Source organism: Solicola agrisoli (genome assembly GCF_049059935.1).
Taxonomy (GTDB): domain Bacteria; phylum Actinomycetota; class Actinomycetes; order Propionibacteriales; family Nocardioidaceae; genus JAURVT01.
Window position 1 is genome coordinate 1 of sequence record NZ_JBMGQR010000095.1, and the last position, 14,037, is coordinate 14,037.

General features: G+C 74.0%; 12 protein-coding genes and 1 pseudogene. 5 read left to right on the forward strand and 8 right to left on the reverse strand.

All coding sequences use genetic code 11. From position 1 onward, the window contains the following. The 4 genes and pseudogenes from ACI6PP_RS20975 to ACI6PP_RS20990 form a co-directional block, all read left to right on the forward strand. A pseudogene (locus tag ACI6PP_RS20975) lies at positions 1 to 666 on the forward strand (UDP-N-acetylglucosamine 1-carboxyvinyltransferase); the annotation flags it as partial. A gap of 137 nt (positions 667 to 803) precedes the next feature. Further along, positions 804 to 1,589: a glycerophosphodiester phosphodiesterase family protein gene (locus tag ACI6PP_RS20980; RefSeq protein WP_421113648.1), complete on the forward strand. Its 786-nt coding sequence runs from the start codon at positions 804 to 806 to the stop codon at positions 1,587 to 1,589. Next, entirely contained in the window at positions 1,586 to 2,968 is a 1,383-nt protein-coding gene (locus tag ACI6PP_RS20985; RefSeq protein ID WP_421113649.1) for an MFS transporter, read from the forward strand. Before ACI6PP_RS20980 ends, ACI6PP_RS20985 begins: the two co-directional genes overlap by 4 nt. Positions 2,969 to 3,055: 87 nt before the next feature. Further along, the gene (locus ACI6PP_RS20990) at positions 3,056 to 3,439 is read left to right on the forward strand and encodes an RNA polymerase-binding protein RbpA (protein ID WP_421113650.1); all 384 of its coding nucleotides are present in this window, start codon (positions 3,056 to 3,058) and stop codon (positions 3,437 to 3,439) included. Here ACI6PP_RS20990 and ACI6PP_RS20995 read toward each other — a convergent pair. The 4 genes from ACI6PP_RS20995 to ACI6PP_RS21010 all read right to left on the reverse strand — a co-directional run bounded on the left by ACI6PP_RS20995 (position 3,436) and on the right by ACI6PP_RS21010 (position 8,243). Next, complete coding sequence (locus ACI6PP_RS20995; protein WP_421113651.1) at positions 3,436 to 3,936, reverse strand: FxsA family protein; 501 nt, start codon at positions 3,934 to 3,936, stop codon at positions 3,436 to 3,438. The genes ACI6PP_RS20990 and ACI6PP_RS20995 overlap by 4 nt on opposite strands. 6 nt (positions 3,937 to 3,942) lie before the next feature. Then, positions 3,943 to 4,710, reverse strand: a complete 768-nt coding sequence (locus ACI6PP_RS21000; RefSeq protein ID WP_421113652.1) for a polyprenol monophosphomannose synthase — start codon at positions 4,708 to 4,710, stop codon at positions 3,943 to 3,945. Beyond that, positions 4,707 to 6,260 carry an apolipoprotein N-acyltransferase gene (gene lnt, locus ACI6PP_RS21005; protein WP_421113653.1) on the reverse strand — a complete coding sequence of 518 codons (1,554 nt, stop codon included), beginning with the start codon at positions 6,258 to 6,260 and terminating at the stop codon, positions 4,707 to 4,709. Before lnt ends, ACI6PP_RS21000 begins: the two co-directional genes overlap by 4 nt. Positions 6,261 to 6,677: 417 nt before the next feature. After that, complete coding sequence (locus tag ACI6PP_RS21010) at positions 6,678 to 8,243, reverse strand: amidohydrolase (protein WP_421113654.1); 1,566 nt, start codon at positions 8,241 to 8,243, stop codon at positions 6,678 to 6,680. A gap of 116 nt (positions 8,244 to 8,359) precedes the next feature. On the opposite strand from ACI6PP_RS21010, the gene ACI6PP_RS21015 reads away from it, so the two are divergent. Beyond that, on the forward strand, positions 8,360 to 9,829 hold the full coding sequence (locus ACI6PP_RS21015) for a KamA family radical SAM protein (RefSeq protein ID WP_421113655.1): 1,470 nt from the start codon (positions 8,360 to 8,362) through the stop codon (positions 9,827 to 9,829). On the opposite strand, the gene ACI6PP_RS21020 is transcribed toward ACI6PP_RS21015, so the two are convergent. The 4 genes from ACI6PP_RS21020 to ACI6PP_RS21035 are packed head-to-tail and all read right to left on the reverse strand — an operon-like array spanning position 9,830 to position 13,914. Beyond that, complete coding sequence (locus tag ACI6PP_RS21020; protein ID WP_421113656.1) at positions 9,830 to 10,681, reverse strand: GntR family transcriptional regulator; 852 nt, start codon at positions 10,679 to 10,681, stop codon at positions 9,830 to 9,832. 10 nt (positions 10,682 to 10,691) lie between these two features. Next, positions 10,692 to 11,735 (reverse strand): 4-hydroxythreonine-4-phosphate dehydrogenase PdxA, encoded by a 1,044-nt coding sequence (gene pdxA / locus ACI6PP_RS21025; RefSeq protein WP_421113658.1) that lies wholly within the window; start codon positions 11,733 to 11,735, stop codon positions 10,692 to 10,694. Further along, positions 11,732 to 12,916, reverse strand: coding sequence for a four-carbon acid sugar kinase family protein (locus tag ACI6PP_RS21030; protein WP_421113659.1), 1,185 nt, complete (start codon positions 12,914 to 12,916; stop codon positions 11,732 to 11,734). Before ACI6PP_RS21030 ends, pdxA begins: the two co-directional genes overlap by 4 nt. Further along, positions 12,913 to 13,914, reverse strand: coding sequence for a 2-keto-3-deoxygluconate permease (locus tag ACI6PP_RS21035; RefSeq protein WP_421113660.1), 1,002 nt, complete (start codon positions 13,912 to 13,914; stop codon positions 12,913 to 12,915). Before ACI6PP_RS21035 ends, ACI6PP_RS21030 begins: the two co-directional genes overlap by 4 nt. Between the last annotated feature and the right edge of the window lie 123 nt (positions 13,915 to 14,037).

Below are 14,037 nucleotides of genomic sequence, written 5' to 3' on the forward strand. Positions count from 1 at the left end.
CTGCGCGTCACCGGCTCCCCGCAGATCAACCGCGACGTCACCTACGCGCCCAGCGAGGACCCGATCGAGGCGATGAGCCTGATCACCGCGGCCATCGTCACCGAGTCGGCCATCGTCGTGCGCCGCGTCCCGATCGAGTTCATGGAGATCGAGCTGGCGCTGCTCGAGGAGATGGGCTTCTCCTACGAGCGCAGCGAGGAGTACCTGGCGCTCAACGGGCACACGCGCCTGGTCGACATCACGACGTTCCCCTCGACGCTGCACGCCCCCATCGACAAGATCCACCCGATGCCGTTCCCGGGCCTGAACATCGACAACCTGCCGTTCTTCTCGGTGATCGCCGCGACGGCCACCGGCACCACGCTGATCCACGACTGGGTCTACGAGAACCGCGCGATCTACCTGACCGAGCTCACCAAGCTCGGCGCGTCGGTCAAGCTGCTCGACCCGCACCGCGTGCTCATCGAGGGTCCGACCCGCTGGCGCGGCACCGAGCTGATCTGCCCGCCGGCGCTGCGCCCGGCCGTGGTCATCCTGATCGCGATGCTCGCCGCCAAGGGCACCTCGGTGCTCCGCAGCGTCTACGTGATCAACCGCGGCTACGAGGACCTCGCCGAGCGCCTCAACGCCCTCGGCGCCCAGATCGAGACGTTCAGGGACATCTGACCCTCACCCGTCGTCGAGATACGGGAAAGGCACCACCGCGGACGCTCCGGTGGTGCCTTTCCCGTATCTCGGCGACTCGCGGCAGGTGAGTAGCCGGGCTCAGGTGCGGGCGGGGTGGCTGCGGCCATACTGAACCGGTGAGACCCCTGGACTCCTCGCGCACCCCGTTCCTGGCCTTCCCCGGTCCGATCGCCCTGGCCCACCGCGGCGGTGCGGCGTACGCGCCCAACCGCGGGCTGGAGAACACCCGCGTGGCCTTCGCCAGCGCGCTCGCGCTGGGTGCGACGCACCTCGAGACCGACGTCCAGGCCAGCGCCGACGGCGTGGTGTTCGTGTTCCACGACGCCCACCTCGACCGGCTCACCGCCGTGTCCGGCGCCCTCGCCTCGCTGCCGGCCGAGCGGGTGCGTCGGGCGCGGGTGGGCGGACGCGAGCCGATCCCCGAGCTGCGCGACCTCCTCGACGAGCTCCCCGACGCCCTGCTCAACATCGACGTCAAGGCCGACGCGGCCGTCGAGCCCACCGCCCGCGCGATCGCGGACGCGGGGGCCGTCGACCGCGTGTGCCTGGCGTCGTTCTCGCACCGCCGCCTGGCACGGCTGCGCGCGCTCATGCCCGGCGTCGCGACGTCCCTGTCGCCCCAGGAGATCGGCTTGCTGCGCGGCGGCGCCACCCGGGGCCTGCGCGCCACGGGCGCCCGCGCAGGCGGCCGCTGCGTCCAGGTGCCGCCACGGTGGGGGCCGGTGCCCCTGGTGGACGCCCGCTTCGTCCGCCACGCCCACGACCTCGGCCTGCCCGTCCACGTCTGGACGGTCGACGACGCCGCGGAGATGACCCGCCTGCTCGACCTCGGCGTCGACGGGATCGTCTCGGACCGGATCGACGTCCTGGTGCCCCTGCTCGCCGAGCGTGCGGCCGCATGAGCGCGACGCCGTCCGCTCCCCCGGCCGACGGGGTGTCGTCGCCGCGCGAGCAGCGCGCCTGGTACTTCTACGACTGGGCCAACTCGGCCTACGTGACCACGACGGGCGCCGTCCTCTTCGCGCCCTACCTGACCAGCGTCGCCCAGGAGGCGGCCTGTGGCCCGGCGTCGACGTACGAGGGGTCGTGCACCGCCGACCTCGACGTGCTCGGCCTGGCGATCTCGCCGGGGTCGCTCGTGTTCTACCTCGTGCCCATCGCCACGATCCTGTCGGCGATCCTGCTGCCGATCGTCGGCGCGGTGGCCGACCGCAGCCCCAGCAAGCGCACGCTGATGGCCCGCTTCGCGTGGGTCGGCGCGCTGGCGGCGTCGTGCATGTTCTTCGTCTCGGGCGGTGACTGGCAGCTCGGGGCCGTGCTGCTCGTGGTGGCCAACGTCTGCCTGGGGTCGTCGCTCGTCGTCTACGACGCGATCCTGTGCGACGTCGCGGAGCCGGACGAGCGCGACCGCGTCTCGTCGCGCGGCTGGGCCCTCGGCTACGCGGCCGGGGCGCTGCTGTTGTCGCTCAACCTCGCCCTGGTGACGTTCCACGAGTCCGTGGGCATCGGCGAGGGGACGGCCGTCCGGGTCTGCCTGCTGTCGGCGGGCGTGTGGTGGGGAGCGTTCACGCTCGTGCCCTACCTCGGGCTGCGGGACCGCCCTCCGCGCGACACGGTCGCCGTGCAGGGCGGCGTCGTCGCCCGCAGCTTCGGACAGCTGTGGACGACGCTGCGCGAGCTGCGGAACTACCCCCAGACCCTGCTGTTCCTGCTGGCCTACCTGCTCTACAACGACGGCATCCAGACCGTCATCGGCTCGGCCGCGGTGTACGGGCAGGAGGAGCTCGGCTTCGAGACCAGCTTCCTGATCACCGCGATCCTGCTCGTGCAGTTCGTGGCCGTCGCGGGCGCGCTGCTGTTCGGCAGGCTGGCCGGACGGTTCGGCAGCCGCCGCACCATCATGGGCGGGCTCGTGGTCTGGGTGGGGGTGGTGAGCCTCGGCTACGTGCTGCCCGCCGGCCAGATGGTGCCGTTCCTGGGGCTCGCGGCCCTGATCGGTCTGGTGATGGGCGGCACCCAGGCGCTGTCGCGCTCGTTCTACTCCCTGATCGTCCCGCGGGGCCGGGAGGCGGAGTACTTCAGCCTCTACCAGGCCTGCGAGCGCGGGACCAGCTGGTTCGGCTTCGTGGTGTTCGGCGTCGTCCAGCAGCTGACCGACTCCTACCGCCCCGCGATCTTCGCGCTGGTCGTCTTCTTCGTCGGCGGCCTGCTGCTCCTTTCGCGTGTCGACCCCGGACGCGCCATAGTGGAGGCAGGCAACACGCCACCACGGGTGGTCTAGGGGAATCATGCGGCTCCGCCGCTCGTTCTCCATGACAAGGGTGGTCACCGACGGGTGAGACCGCCCCGCGACGACGAGGAGGACGAGATGGCCGAACGAGCACTGCGCGGCGCCCGACTGGGTGCCCAGAGCTTCGAGGACGAGCGAGGCGTGGAGATGGCGCCCCGCAAGGAGGTCGAGTACGTCCTGGACGACGGGCGGCGCTTCACCGTCACGATGTCCGACGAGGCCGACCTGCCGCACGAGTGGGAGGACCCCCGCACGGGCAAGATGGGCACGCTCGTCGACGGCGTGGCCCCCGAGGCCAAGGAGACCAAGCCGGCCCGTACCCACTGGGACATGCTGCTGGAGCGTCGCTCTATTCCCGAGCTCGAGGAGATCCTCACCGAGCGCCTCGAGCTCCTGCGCGCCGGCGAGATCGGCCCGGTGCACCTGCACCGTGCACCCCGCAAGCGGGCCTCGAAGAGCTAGAGCACCTCGCCTCGCACGACGTCGGGGCCGTGCGGACCCTCGGGTCCGTGCGGCCCCGTCGTGCGTCCGGGGACGGTGGTGCCGGGCACCGAGCGACCGGTGGCGGCCGAGGCGTACATCGCGCCCTGACGCACCGCCCAGGCGGTGACGGCGCGGCGCATCAGCCGGCGGACCGGCGGCAGCCACAGCAGCAGGCCCAGCACGTCGGTGACGAAGCCCGGCGTCATGATCAGCAGCCCGCTGACGAAGACCAGGGCCCGGTCGCTGAGGTCGGTGTCGGGCCGGCCGCCGGAGCGGGCGGCCTCGCGCACGGCGCCGAGCGCCCGTGCGCCCTCACGGCGCACCACGAGCCAGCCGACGACGACGCCGGCCGCGAGCAGACCGAGCGTCGCGAGGAGCCCGATCTGCTGGCCGACGGCGATCAGCACGACGAGCTCGACCACCGGCATCAGCAGCAGGGCGGCCACCGCGAGCCGCCAGCGGAAGGGAGAGCGCATCGGGTCTCAGCTCCTGGATCGGTCGTGTCGAGATCTCCAGGATACGGACCGCAGCCAACGGCCGGGGCGCTCCAGGCCCCACACCGTGACGCGCCACAGCGCCTCCCGCACGATCGACCCGCTCATCTTGGAGGTGCCGTGCACCCGCTCGACGAAGGTGATCGGCACCTCGGCCACCTGCAGGCCCGCGCCGAGCGTGCGCCGCACGAGGTCGACCTGGAAGCAGTACCCCTGGGACGCGACGTCGTCCAGGCCGATGGCCTCGAGCGTGGTGCGCCGGAACGCGCGGTAGCCACCCGTCGCGTCGCGGACGGAGATGCCGAGCGCGAGCCGGGTGTAGACGTTGCCGCCCCGCGAGAGCACCTCGCGTCGCCGCGGCCAGTTCTCCACCGACCCGCCCGGCACCCAGCGCGACCCAAGCACCAGGTCGGCGCCGGCGTCGAGGCGGTCGAGGAGCCGCCCGAGCTGCTCGGGCTGGTGTGACCCGTCGGCGTCCATCTCGACGAGCACGTCGTACCCGTGCTCGCGGCCCCAGTCGAACCCGGCCAGGTAGGCCGCGCCGAGGCCCTCCTTGCCCGCGCGGTGCAGCACGTGCACCTGGGGGTCGGCGGCGGCCAGGGCGTCGGCGATGTCGCCGGTGCCGTCGGGCGAGGCGTCGTCCACCACCAGGACGTGAACGTGGGGCTGCGCCGCACGGACGCGTCCGACGATCGACGCGACGTTCTCGGCCTCGTCGTAGGTGGGGACGACGACGAGGGTGGGCTCCGTGCTCACCGCACCACCGCGGGCGCCGCGTCGTGGGTGTCGGCGACGGGAGACTCGCGACGGCGTCGGCGACCGGCCACCGCTCCGGCCAGGACCGCCACGAACCCGCCCAGAGCCAGGCCGCGCTCGACCCAGACCCCCGCACGGGTGCCCCAGGTGACGCCGGTGGCGGTGGTGATCTCGCGGTCGAGCACGTCGGGGACGCCCGGGGTGGTGCGGGCCACGGGAGCGCCGTCGGCGTCCGCGATGCCGCTGATGCCGTTGGTGGACGGCACCACCACGGTGCGTCCGGCCTCGATCGCGCGCATCCGGGCGATCTGCCACTGCTGCTCGGGCTGCGAGGTGCCGGTGTAGGTCGCGTTGTTGGTCTGCACCACGAGGTACTGGGCGCCGCCCAGGACGGCGTCGCGGGCGAGGTTGTCGAACACGACGTCGAAGCACATCATGTCGCCGAGGGTGACGCCGCCGAGGTCGATCGTGCCGGCGCGGTCGCCCGGGACGATGTCGCGCGGGATCTCCTGGGTCACGAACGGCACGAGCCGGTCGACGAGGGGCCGGAACGGCACGTACTCGCCGTACGGCACCAGGTGCCGCTTGTCGTAGGTCTGGCCGGGCCCGGTCTCGGGGTCCCACGCGATGCCGACGTTGCGGGCCTGGTCGGGCTGCTTGCCGTCGAGGATGGCTCCGACGAGAATCGGGGCGCCCACTGCCCGCGCGGCCGAGGTGATCGCGGCCCGGGCCGCCGCGTCCTTATAGGGATCGATGTCCGAGGCGTTCTCCGGCCACAGCACCACGTCGGGGCGGGGCAGCCGTCCGGCGTCGACGGCGTCGGCGAGCTCCTGGGTCTCGCGGACGTGGTTGTCGAGCACCTCGCGCTGCTGGCCCATGCCCGTGGCCCCTGTGCCCGGCACGTCGCCCTGCACGACGGCGACGCGCAGCCGCTGGCCGGGGTCGGCGGCTCCCGTGGGGAGCAGCGCCCCTCCCCCGACGACGCCGACGACGACCGCGGCGGCCACCAGCGCGCCCCGGACCGACCGCCGCAGCAGCGCGGACGCGACGAGCGCCGACGCGAGGAACACCAGGCCACTGAGGGCGGCGACGCCCACCCAGCGGGCCCACGGGTCGAGCGGCGTGCCGACGGTGGCGAACGCGAGCCGCCCCCAGGGGAACCCGCCGAACGGGACGACGCTGCGCAGGTACTCGGTGCCCACCCAGCACAGCGCCGCCCAGAGCGGCCAGCCGCGCAGCCGGGAGACGAAGGAGAACGCCGCGCCGAAGATCGCGTAGAACGGGAACTGGATGCCGACCAGGGCGACCAGCACGCCGGCGCCCAGCACCGAGACCCACGACACCAGGAGCGCCAGGAAGCCGATGCCGAACACGGCACCGACCAGGGCCGCCTGACGGGGACGCAGCCCGTGCAGCGCGAGGACGAGGAGGACGAGCCCCGGGGGCACCGTCCAGAAGATCTCGAGGGGCGCGAAGCCGGTGGAGACGACCGCGCCGGCGGCCAGGCCGAGCACGGAGCGCAGCCACAGGCGGGCGGGAGGCGTCGGCACCGGGCAAGGCTACCGGGCAGCACACGGGCCGCCGACGCGGCGCGGGTGGGCGGGAGGCAGGACAGGAGCCCGGCACCCTTCGGACCGGCCGCGTCACCGTTGGATACGACGCCGACGACCGTTGTCTACTGGGTGCCAGGGCTCCTGACGTTCCGCCCCCACGTGCTGCGACACCCCCGTCACCGAGCTCGAACGCGGTCCTGGCGATGGCGCGACGGGCGTGGATCGGGGGTGCGTCCGCGAGCGGACGTGAGGGACGATGCCGCGCACGGGCGGCGAAGTCAACCGCGCCCTGACCTGCACGGACGTGCGTCCCCGCAGGTCATCGCGGGTGGCCGTGGGGCGAATGTCGGGTGACCGTCTCGCGATCCGGCGGCGTGTCGCCTGCGACACGCCGGGCGGCCGCGGCGACCCGTCTCAGCCGGTGGAGTCGTGGAGCACCCGGCCGTCGTGGACGGTGGTGCGGCAGACCGGCGCGGGGAGGCGGCAGGTCGCCCGCGCAGCCTCCCACGCACCCGCCGAGGTGACGCCCTCGGGTGCGTCCCAGACCGCGTAGGAGGCCGGGTGCCCCACGGCCAGCACGCCGTGGCCGTCGTCGCGGCGCGCCGCCCGCCAGCCGGCGACGGTGTGCGCGGCGATCGCGGCGTCCAGGCCGATGCCCTGGCCGGGCGTGCGGTGCTCCACGGCGGCGCGCACCGCGGGCCACGCGCCGAAGGGCGTGACCGGGGCGTCGGAGCCGAAGGCCAGCGGCACGCCCGCGGCCGCGAGCTCGGCGAAGGGGTTCATCCGCAGGGCGCGGGCGGTGCCGAGCCGGCGCTCGTACAGGCCGCCGGGACCGCCCCAGGTGGAGTCGAAGCACGGCTGCACGCTCGCGTGGAGCCCCAGGCGGGCCACCTCGGCCACCGCGGCGACGTCGACGAGCTCGAGGTGCTCCAGGCGGTGCCGGGCGGCCCGGAGCACGTCCAGGCCGACGACCTCGGCGGCGTCCGCGAACCCGGCGAGCACGGTGGCGACGGCGGCGTCGCCGATGACGTGGAACCCGGCCTGCAGGCCGCGCCCGGTGCAGGCGACGACGTGGGCCGCGACCTCGTCGCGCTCGAGGTACAGGTGGCCCGACCCGGCGTCGTCGGCGTAGGGCTCGAGGAGGGCGGCGGTGCGCGAGCCCACGGCGCCGTCGCAGCACAGGTCGCCGGCGAGCCCGGCCAGGCCGTGACGCTCGGCCAGCTCCCAGGCCTCGGGCTCGCCCCAGTAGCCGACCACCTCGGGCAGCGGCCGTTCGGCTAAGAGCGAGGCGACGACGGCGAAGTCGGTCTCCTCGGACAGGTGGGGCGCGCCGAGCTCGTGGACGCTGACGAGCCCCGCCGCGGCGGCCGAGCCGAGCGCCCGGCCGATGGCCTCGCGTCGCTGTGTGGCCGGGATGGCGGCGTCGAGGGCCAGGCGGCAGCGGTGGTGGGCGTCGCGCTCGACCCAGCCGTCGTCGCGCCAGCCGGCGCTCGTCACGATCGAGGGATCGGCGTCGACGAGGGAGGACGAGACGAGCGCGGAGTGGGAGTCGATCCGGCTGAGGTACCCGATGCGCCCCTGCAGGACGTGGTCGAGCTGCGCGCGCGTGGGGCGGTCGTCGGGCCAGGTGCTGTCGTCCCAGCCGTGACCGATCACCACCACGTCGGCGCCGTGGGCCCTGACGTGGGCGGTGAGCAGGTCGAGCGCCTCGCGACCGCTCCTCGCCGTGGTGAGGTCGACCCCGCGCTGCGCCAGGCCCGTCGAGGCGAGGTGCACGTGGGCGTCGACGAAGCCGGGGGTGACCAGGGCACCGTCCAGCTCGACGACCTCGGTGGCGTCGGCCGTCCAGGCGGCGGCGTCGTCGTCGCGGCCGACCCAACGGACCGTGCCGCCCTCGACGGCGAGCGCGGTGGCGTCGTCACGTCCGGGGGTGAGGACATGGCCCCCGCGCAGCAGGACTCGGGGCTCGGGAGCGGGCACGGGATCATCCTGTCACCCGGCGCGCCGTCCTGTCGTTCGGTCGACTCACCGCAAGACGTCCGTTAGCCTGGGCGCATCACCGCACATCTTGCGGTCCGAGACGAGGAGGCGAGCACATGACCACCAGCCTGGACCTGCCCACCTGGGCCACCGGGGCGCCGCGCGAGACCGGCGAGCAGCCCTACACCTACCGGCGGACACCGCTCGTCGAGCCCGACTGGACCCGCTTCCCGGGGTGGGCCGACGTCACCGAGGAGCAGTGGCGCTCCGCGCAGTGGCAGCGCTCGCACTGCGTCAAGAACCTCAAGCAGCTGCGCGACGTCGTCGGACCCGGCCTGGACGAGCGCTTCCTCGCCGACCTCGAGCGCGACCAGGCCGAGCGCGCCACCATGGCGATGCTGCTGCCGCCGCAGATGCTCAACACGATGGTGCCGCACCTGGCGCCCACCGAGCCCGGCTTCACCGAGGCCCTCTACGCCGACCCCGTGCGTCGCTACATGACGCCGGTCTTCTCCGACCGCCGCACGGACTGGCCGAGCCACCCGTTCGCCACGCGCGACTCGCTGCACGAGCACGACATGTGGGCCACCGAGGGCCTGACGCACCGCTACCCCACCAAGGTGCTCGCCGAGGTGTTGCCGACCTGCCCGCAGTACTGCGGCCACTGCACGCGGATGGACCTCGTCGGCACCTCGACCCCGGTGATCGACAAGCTCAAGTTCACCCTCAAGCCCGTCGACCGCCTCGACGAGATGATCGCCTACCTGCACCGCACGCCGGGTGTCCGCGACGTGGTGGTGTCCGGAGGCGACGTCGCCAACCTGCCGTGGGCGCGGCTGGAGTTCTTCGTCGGCTCCCTGCTCGAGGTCGACAGCGTCCGCGACATCCGCCTGGCGACCAAGGCCCTGATGGGGCTCCCCCAGCACTGGCTGCAGGACGACGTCCGCGCCGGCATGGAGCGCCTGGCCACCACCGCCCGCTCCCGCGGCGTGAACCTCGCGATCCACACCCACGTGAACCACGTCAACTCGCTGACGCCGCTCGTGGCCGAGGCCTCCCGCGCGATGCTCGACGCGGGCGTGCGCGACGTCCGCAACCAGGGCGTCCTGCTCGAGGGCGTCAACGCCGACGCCCACACCCTGCTCGACCTGTGCTTCGGCCTCCAGGACGAGGCCTCGATCACGCCGTACTACTTCTACCTGTGCGACATGATCCCGTTCAGCGAGCACTGGCGGACGTCGGTCGCCAAGGCCCAGGAGCTGCAGCACGCGATCATGGGCTACCTGCCCGGCTTCGCGACGCCCCGCATCGTCTGCGACGTGCCCTACGTCGGCAAGCGGTGGGTGCACCAGCTCGAGTCGTACGACCACGAGCGTGGCGTCACGTTCTGGACCAAGAACTACCGCACGTCCCTCGAGGCCACCGACGCCGGCGCCCTGGAGCGCACCTACGAGTACCACGACCCGATCCACACGCTGCCCGAGTCGGGCCAGCAGTGGTGGCGCGACCACGCCGGCACCGAGCTGGCCGAGGCCGAGCGTGCGGCCCGCGCCAGCCGGGAGGCGTCCGAGGCCCAGCGCGACTGATCACCGCTGCTCGCCGAGCAGCTCCTGCAGCTCGGCGAGCAGGGCCCGGGCACGGTCGAGGTCGGGCGGGCCCGACGGCACCGGCGTCCGGTCCGCGCGATCGACCGTGACCACCTCGGCGGCGTCGGTCACGTCGACGTCGAAGACCACCTTGTCGGCCCGGTGCCAGGTGGTGAACCACTCGAGCGGTCGGCCGTGCTGGTCCACCGACTCGCCCTCGAGCAGCAGCAGGGGCGCGCCCGGCTCGACGCCGAGGGCCGCCGCCAGACGCTCGTCGGCGGCCACCGAGCGGATCTGGCGACGGCCGCTGCGGGGACGCAGACCGTGCCGGTCGGTGAGGAGCCGGTGCAGGGACGCGTCCTCGAGGTCGGCCGGGTCGAGCTCGGGGACGCTCGAGCGCGGCAGCCAGGTGCGGACGTAGGACAGCGGCTCGTCCCCCACCGAGCGCATCCGCTCGATCCGGAGGGTGTCGTGCGTGCCGAGGAACGCGGCCGCGTCCGGCGGCGGCTCGTCGGGGGCGACGAGGTCCACGCGCGTGCGCAGCCGGTGGCCGGCCCGGGCGAACTGGTCGAACATCCCGGCCGTCCGCTGCACCAGCCGTCGGTGCTCGGCCGGCGGCGCCACGACGCTCGGCGCCCCCTGCCGGCGGACGACGAGGCCCTCGTCGGCCAGCCGGCCGACCGCCTGCCGGACGACGCTGCGCGCGACCCCGAACTGCTCCTGCAGCGCCGCCTCGCTCGGCAGCGTCGAGCCGGGTGCGAGGTCGTGGCCGAGGATCTCGCGGCGCAGCGCCTCGGCGATCTGCAGGTAGAGCGGGTCCGCCGAGTCGCGGTCCAGCGGTGCGGTGGTCACGGGAGGCAGTCTAGGAAGTGCGGGCGGCCTCGCCGGCGCGCGCGGTCTCCCAGACCTGGCCCCAGCCGGGTGCGAGCTCGGCGGCGCGCCGGGTGGCGAGCACCAGGCTGGCCTCGCGCGCGATGCCCTGGCCGGCGATGTCGAACGCCGTCCCGTGGTCGACCGACACGCGCACGACCGGGAGCCCGACGGTGATGTTGACGCCGTCGTCGCCGTAGACCGCCTTGAACGGGGCGTGGCCCTGGTCGTGGTAGCAGACCACGACCAGGTCCCACTTGCCGTTGACGGCCTGCGGGATCAGCGCGTCGGCGGGCAGCGGGCCGTGGGCGTTGATGCCGGCGGCACGGGCCGCCTCGACGGCCGGGGCGAGGACGTCGGCGTCCTCGTCGCCGAAGATGCGGTTCTCGCCGGCGTGCGGGTTGAGGCCCGCGACGCCGATGCGCTCGTCGGGGCGGCCGAGCGCGCGGGCGAAGGAGCCCACCAGGCGCAGGACGTCGTCGGTGCGCTCGCGGGTCACGTCGTCGATCGCCCGGCGCAGCGAGACGTGCGTGGTGAGGTGGAAGAAGTACAGGTCGCCGGCGGACAGGACCAGGCTGAAGTTCCGCACCCCGAACTCGTGGGCGAGCAGCTCGGTGTGGCCGGGCCACTGGTGGCCGCCGGCGTGCATCGCGGCCTTGTTGAGCGGGGCGGTGACGATGCCGTCGACCGCGCCGTCGCGGGCCAGGGCGCACGCCCGCTGGACGAAGCGGGCCGCGCCGTCGCCCGCGGCCGGGCTGATCTGCCCCCACGGCACGTCGCCGAGCGAGGGACCGTCCTGGACGAGCTCGATGGTGCCGGGCTCGTTGCGTGCGTCGCGCGGGTCCTCGACCACGACGACCTTCGACGGGTCGCCGCCGACGACCTCGACGCCGCGGCGGAGCGCGTCGGCGTCACCGATGACGACGGGACGGCAGATCTCACGCAGGTCGTCGTGGCCGAGCAGGGTGCGCGCGGTGGTCTCGGGTCCGATGCCGGCGACGTCGCCGACGGTCAGGGCCAGGGTGGGGACGCTCATGAGCTGCTCCTCGTGGTGTGGACGGCCTGCGCCGCCTCGATCAGGATGTCGGGTCCGCCGAAGCCGCCGGCCTTGGTGGCGACGCGCATGCCGGCGTGGTCGCCGCCGACGAGGCGGCCGAGGGGCACGCCGGTGGCCACCGTGCCGTCGAGCCGGATGCCGTCCGCGCCGAGCCCCTCGAGCACGGCGCGGGCGCCGTCGCCGCCGGCGAGCACGAGCCCGGAGACCAGGCCCTTCGCGGCGAGCCGGGTGACGAGGTCGGCCACGCGCGCGGCGACGAGCACGGGGTCGAGCCCGGCGGCGGCGTCGGGGGTCGTGACGAGCGCGACGGGGGGCCCGTCGGTCGACACGTCGTGCAGCGCACCGGCGACCAGGCGCTCCCACGCCTGGTCGTCGGCCACCGCGTCGGCCTCGCACCGCACGACCGGAGCGCCGGTGATCGCCAGGGTCTCGGCCTGGTCGCGCGAGGCGTCGTGCAGGGAGGTGACGACGACGAGCGAGGTGCCGACGGCGTGCGAGACCCGCCAGCGGCGCGCGAGGGGTTCGGCGAGGCCGGCGGAGCCGACCGCGACGGCCCGCTCCCCCAGCAGCACCAGGGCGCGGGCAAGGCGGTCGAGGTCCTCCTCGTCGGCCGCGTCGACCACCACGACGTCGCCGTGCCGGGTCAGCTCGGCCGCGAGGTCGTCGTCGGACCAGGCCGGGTCGGGCGTCAGGTGCGACGTGCCGAGCAGGGTGGGGACGTGGCTCTCGCGCACGGGGGTGACGGGGTCGCGGCCCACGGCCGTGGCGGAGACGGGCACGCCGCCGACGAGCAGCACGCCGTCGACGACCTGGCGACCGACCGCCGGGTAGGCGGGGCACACCACCGCCACGGTGCCGGGCGGCAGCGCGGCGAGCACGGCGTCGATCTCGGCCCTCACCGGGCCGCGCACGGTGGAGTCGACCTTCTTGTAGAGCAGCACGCCGTCGAGGTCGAGCGCGTCGAGGGTCGACCCCACGGCCGCGGTCGCGTCGGCGGCGTCCATCGCGCGGGAGTCGGTGGTGAGCGCGACGACCTCGGCGTCGGTCGTCGCCGACGGGCGCAGCCTGATCTCGGAGGTCCAGCCGACCCGGTCGAACTGGGCCGCGGTGTCGCCGGCACCGGTGAGGTCGTCGGCGAGGACCACCACGCGCGCCGTCACGAGGCGGGCTCGGCGACCGGCGGCAGCGTGCTCTGGAGCCCGCCCTGGCGCTTCAGCACGAACGCGGCAACCGTCGGCGCGAGGATCGCGGTGACCAGGACCGCGGCGGCGACCTGGGCGGTGGCGGTGCCCACGAACGGCAGGAACCGGGGGTCGGCGGCCGCCACGATGGCCGGGGTGGCGACGGCGTTGCCGGCGGTCGTCCCCGCGGAGAAGCCGATGCCGGACTTGGGGCCGCGGCGCAGGATGAAGCGGTAGGCCAGGTAGAGCAGCCCGCCGGTGAACATCACGACGCCCACGCCGACGAAGATGCCCGAGAACCCGCCGGTGGCGACGTCGCGGATGTTGATGCCCGTGCCCAGGGCGAACGCGAAGAACGGGATGACGATGTTCGGCACGGGCTCGACGGCCTTCTTCCACTCCTGGTCGACGTTGCCCACGATCACGCCGAGGATGAACGGCACCACGGCGGCGAGCAGCGTCAGCAGCGGGATGTCGCCGAGGCCCGAGGCGCCGAGGAAGAGCAGCACCAGGAACGGGCCGTCGTCGAAGGCGCTCGCGACGTAGGCGCCACGGTCGCGCTCGTCGCCGTACTGGCCCGCGAACGCGAGCCACAGGCCGCCGTTGCTGTTGGCGAAGCAGGTGATGAGCGCCAGGATCGAGACGCCCCAGAAGCCGTCGATGCCGATGACCAGGCCGAGCACGACGATCACCGTCGCCGGGATCAGCGTCTTGAACAGGAGCACCACGACCGTGTGGCTCGCGACGGCTCCGCCGCTGCGGGCCGTCACCTGGGTGCCGGTGGCGAAGATCAGGACGGCGATCAGCGCCAGGGCCCCGTCGCGGAACAGCGCGGTGGTGAAGCTGCCGATGCCCAGGGCGTCCGGCGCCAGGGTCCCGATGAGCGAGCCGAGCACCAGCGGCAGGAGCATCAGCCCGCCGGGCACGCGTTGCATGGTGGCGAACATCGGCACGATCGAGCGTCGGGTGTCGCTCACGGGATCCTCCTCGGGCGCCGAGCCAGGGGCGTCGACGTGTACGTACAAGTTGTCCGTACAGGATGGGTCGCAGGGAGCGACGGTGTCAACCGGGGCTGGGTCTCGCCTGGCAGGATCGCGGCA

Coding starts and splice junctions, on each gene's coding strand:
- ACI6PP_RS20985 (WP_421113649.1), top strand. CDS start 1,586: ATGAGCGCGACGCCGTCCGCTCCCCCGGCCGACGGGGTGTCGTCGCCG.
- ACI6PP_RS20990 (WP_421113650.1), top strand. CDS start 3,056: ATGGCCGAACGAGCACTGCGCGGCGCCCGACTGGGTGCCCAGAGCTTC.
- ACI6PP_RS20995 (WP_421113651.1), bottom strand. CDS start 3,936: ATGCGCTCTCCCTTCCGCTGGCGGCTCGCGGTGGCCGCCCTGCTGCTG.
- ACI6PP_RS21015 (WP_421113655.1), top strand. CDS start 8,360: ATGACCACCAGCCTGGACCTGCCCACCTGGGCCACCGGGGCGCCGCGC.
- pdxA (WP_421113658.1), bottom strand. CDS start 11,735: ATGAGCGTCCCCACCCTGGCCCTGACCGTCGGCGACGTCGCCGGCATC.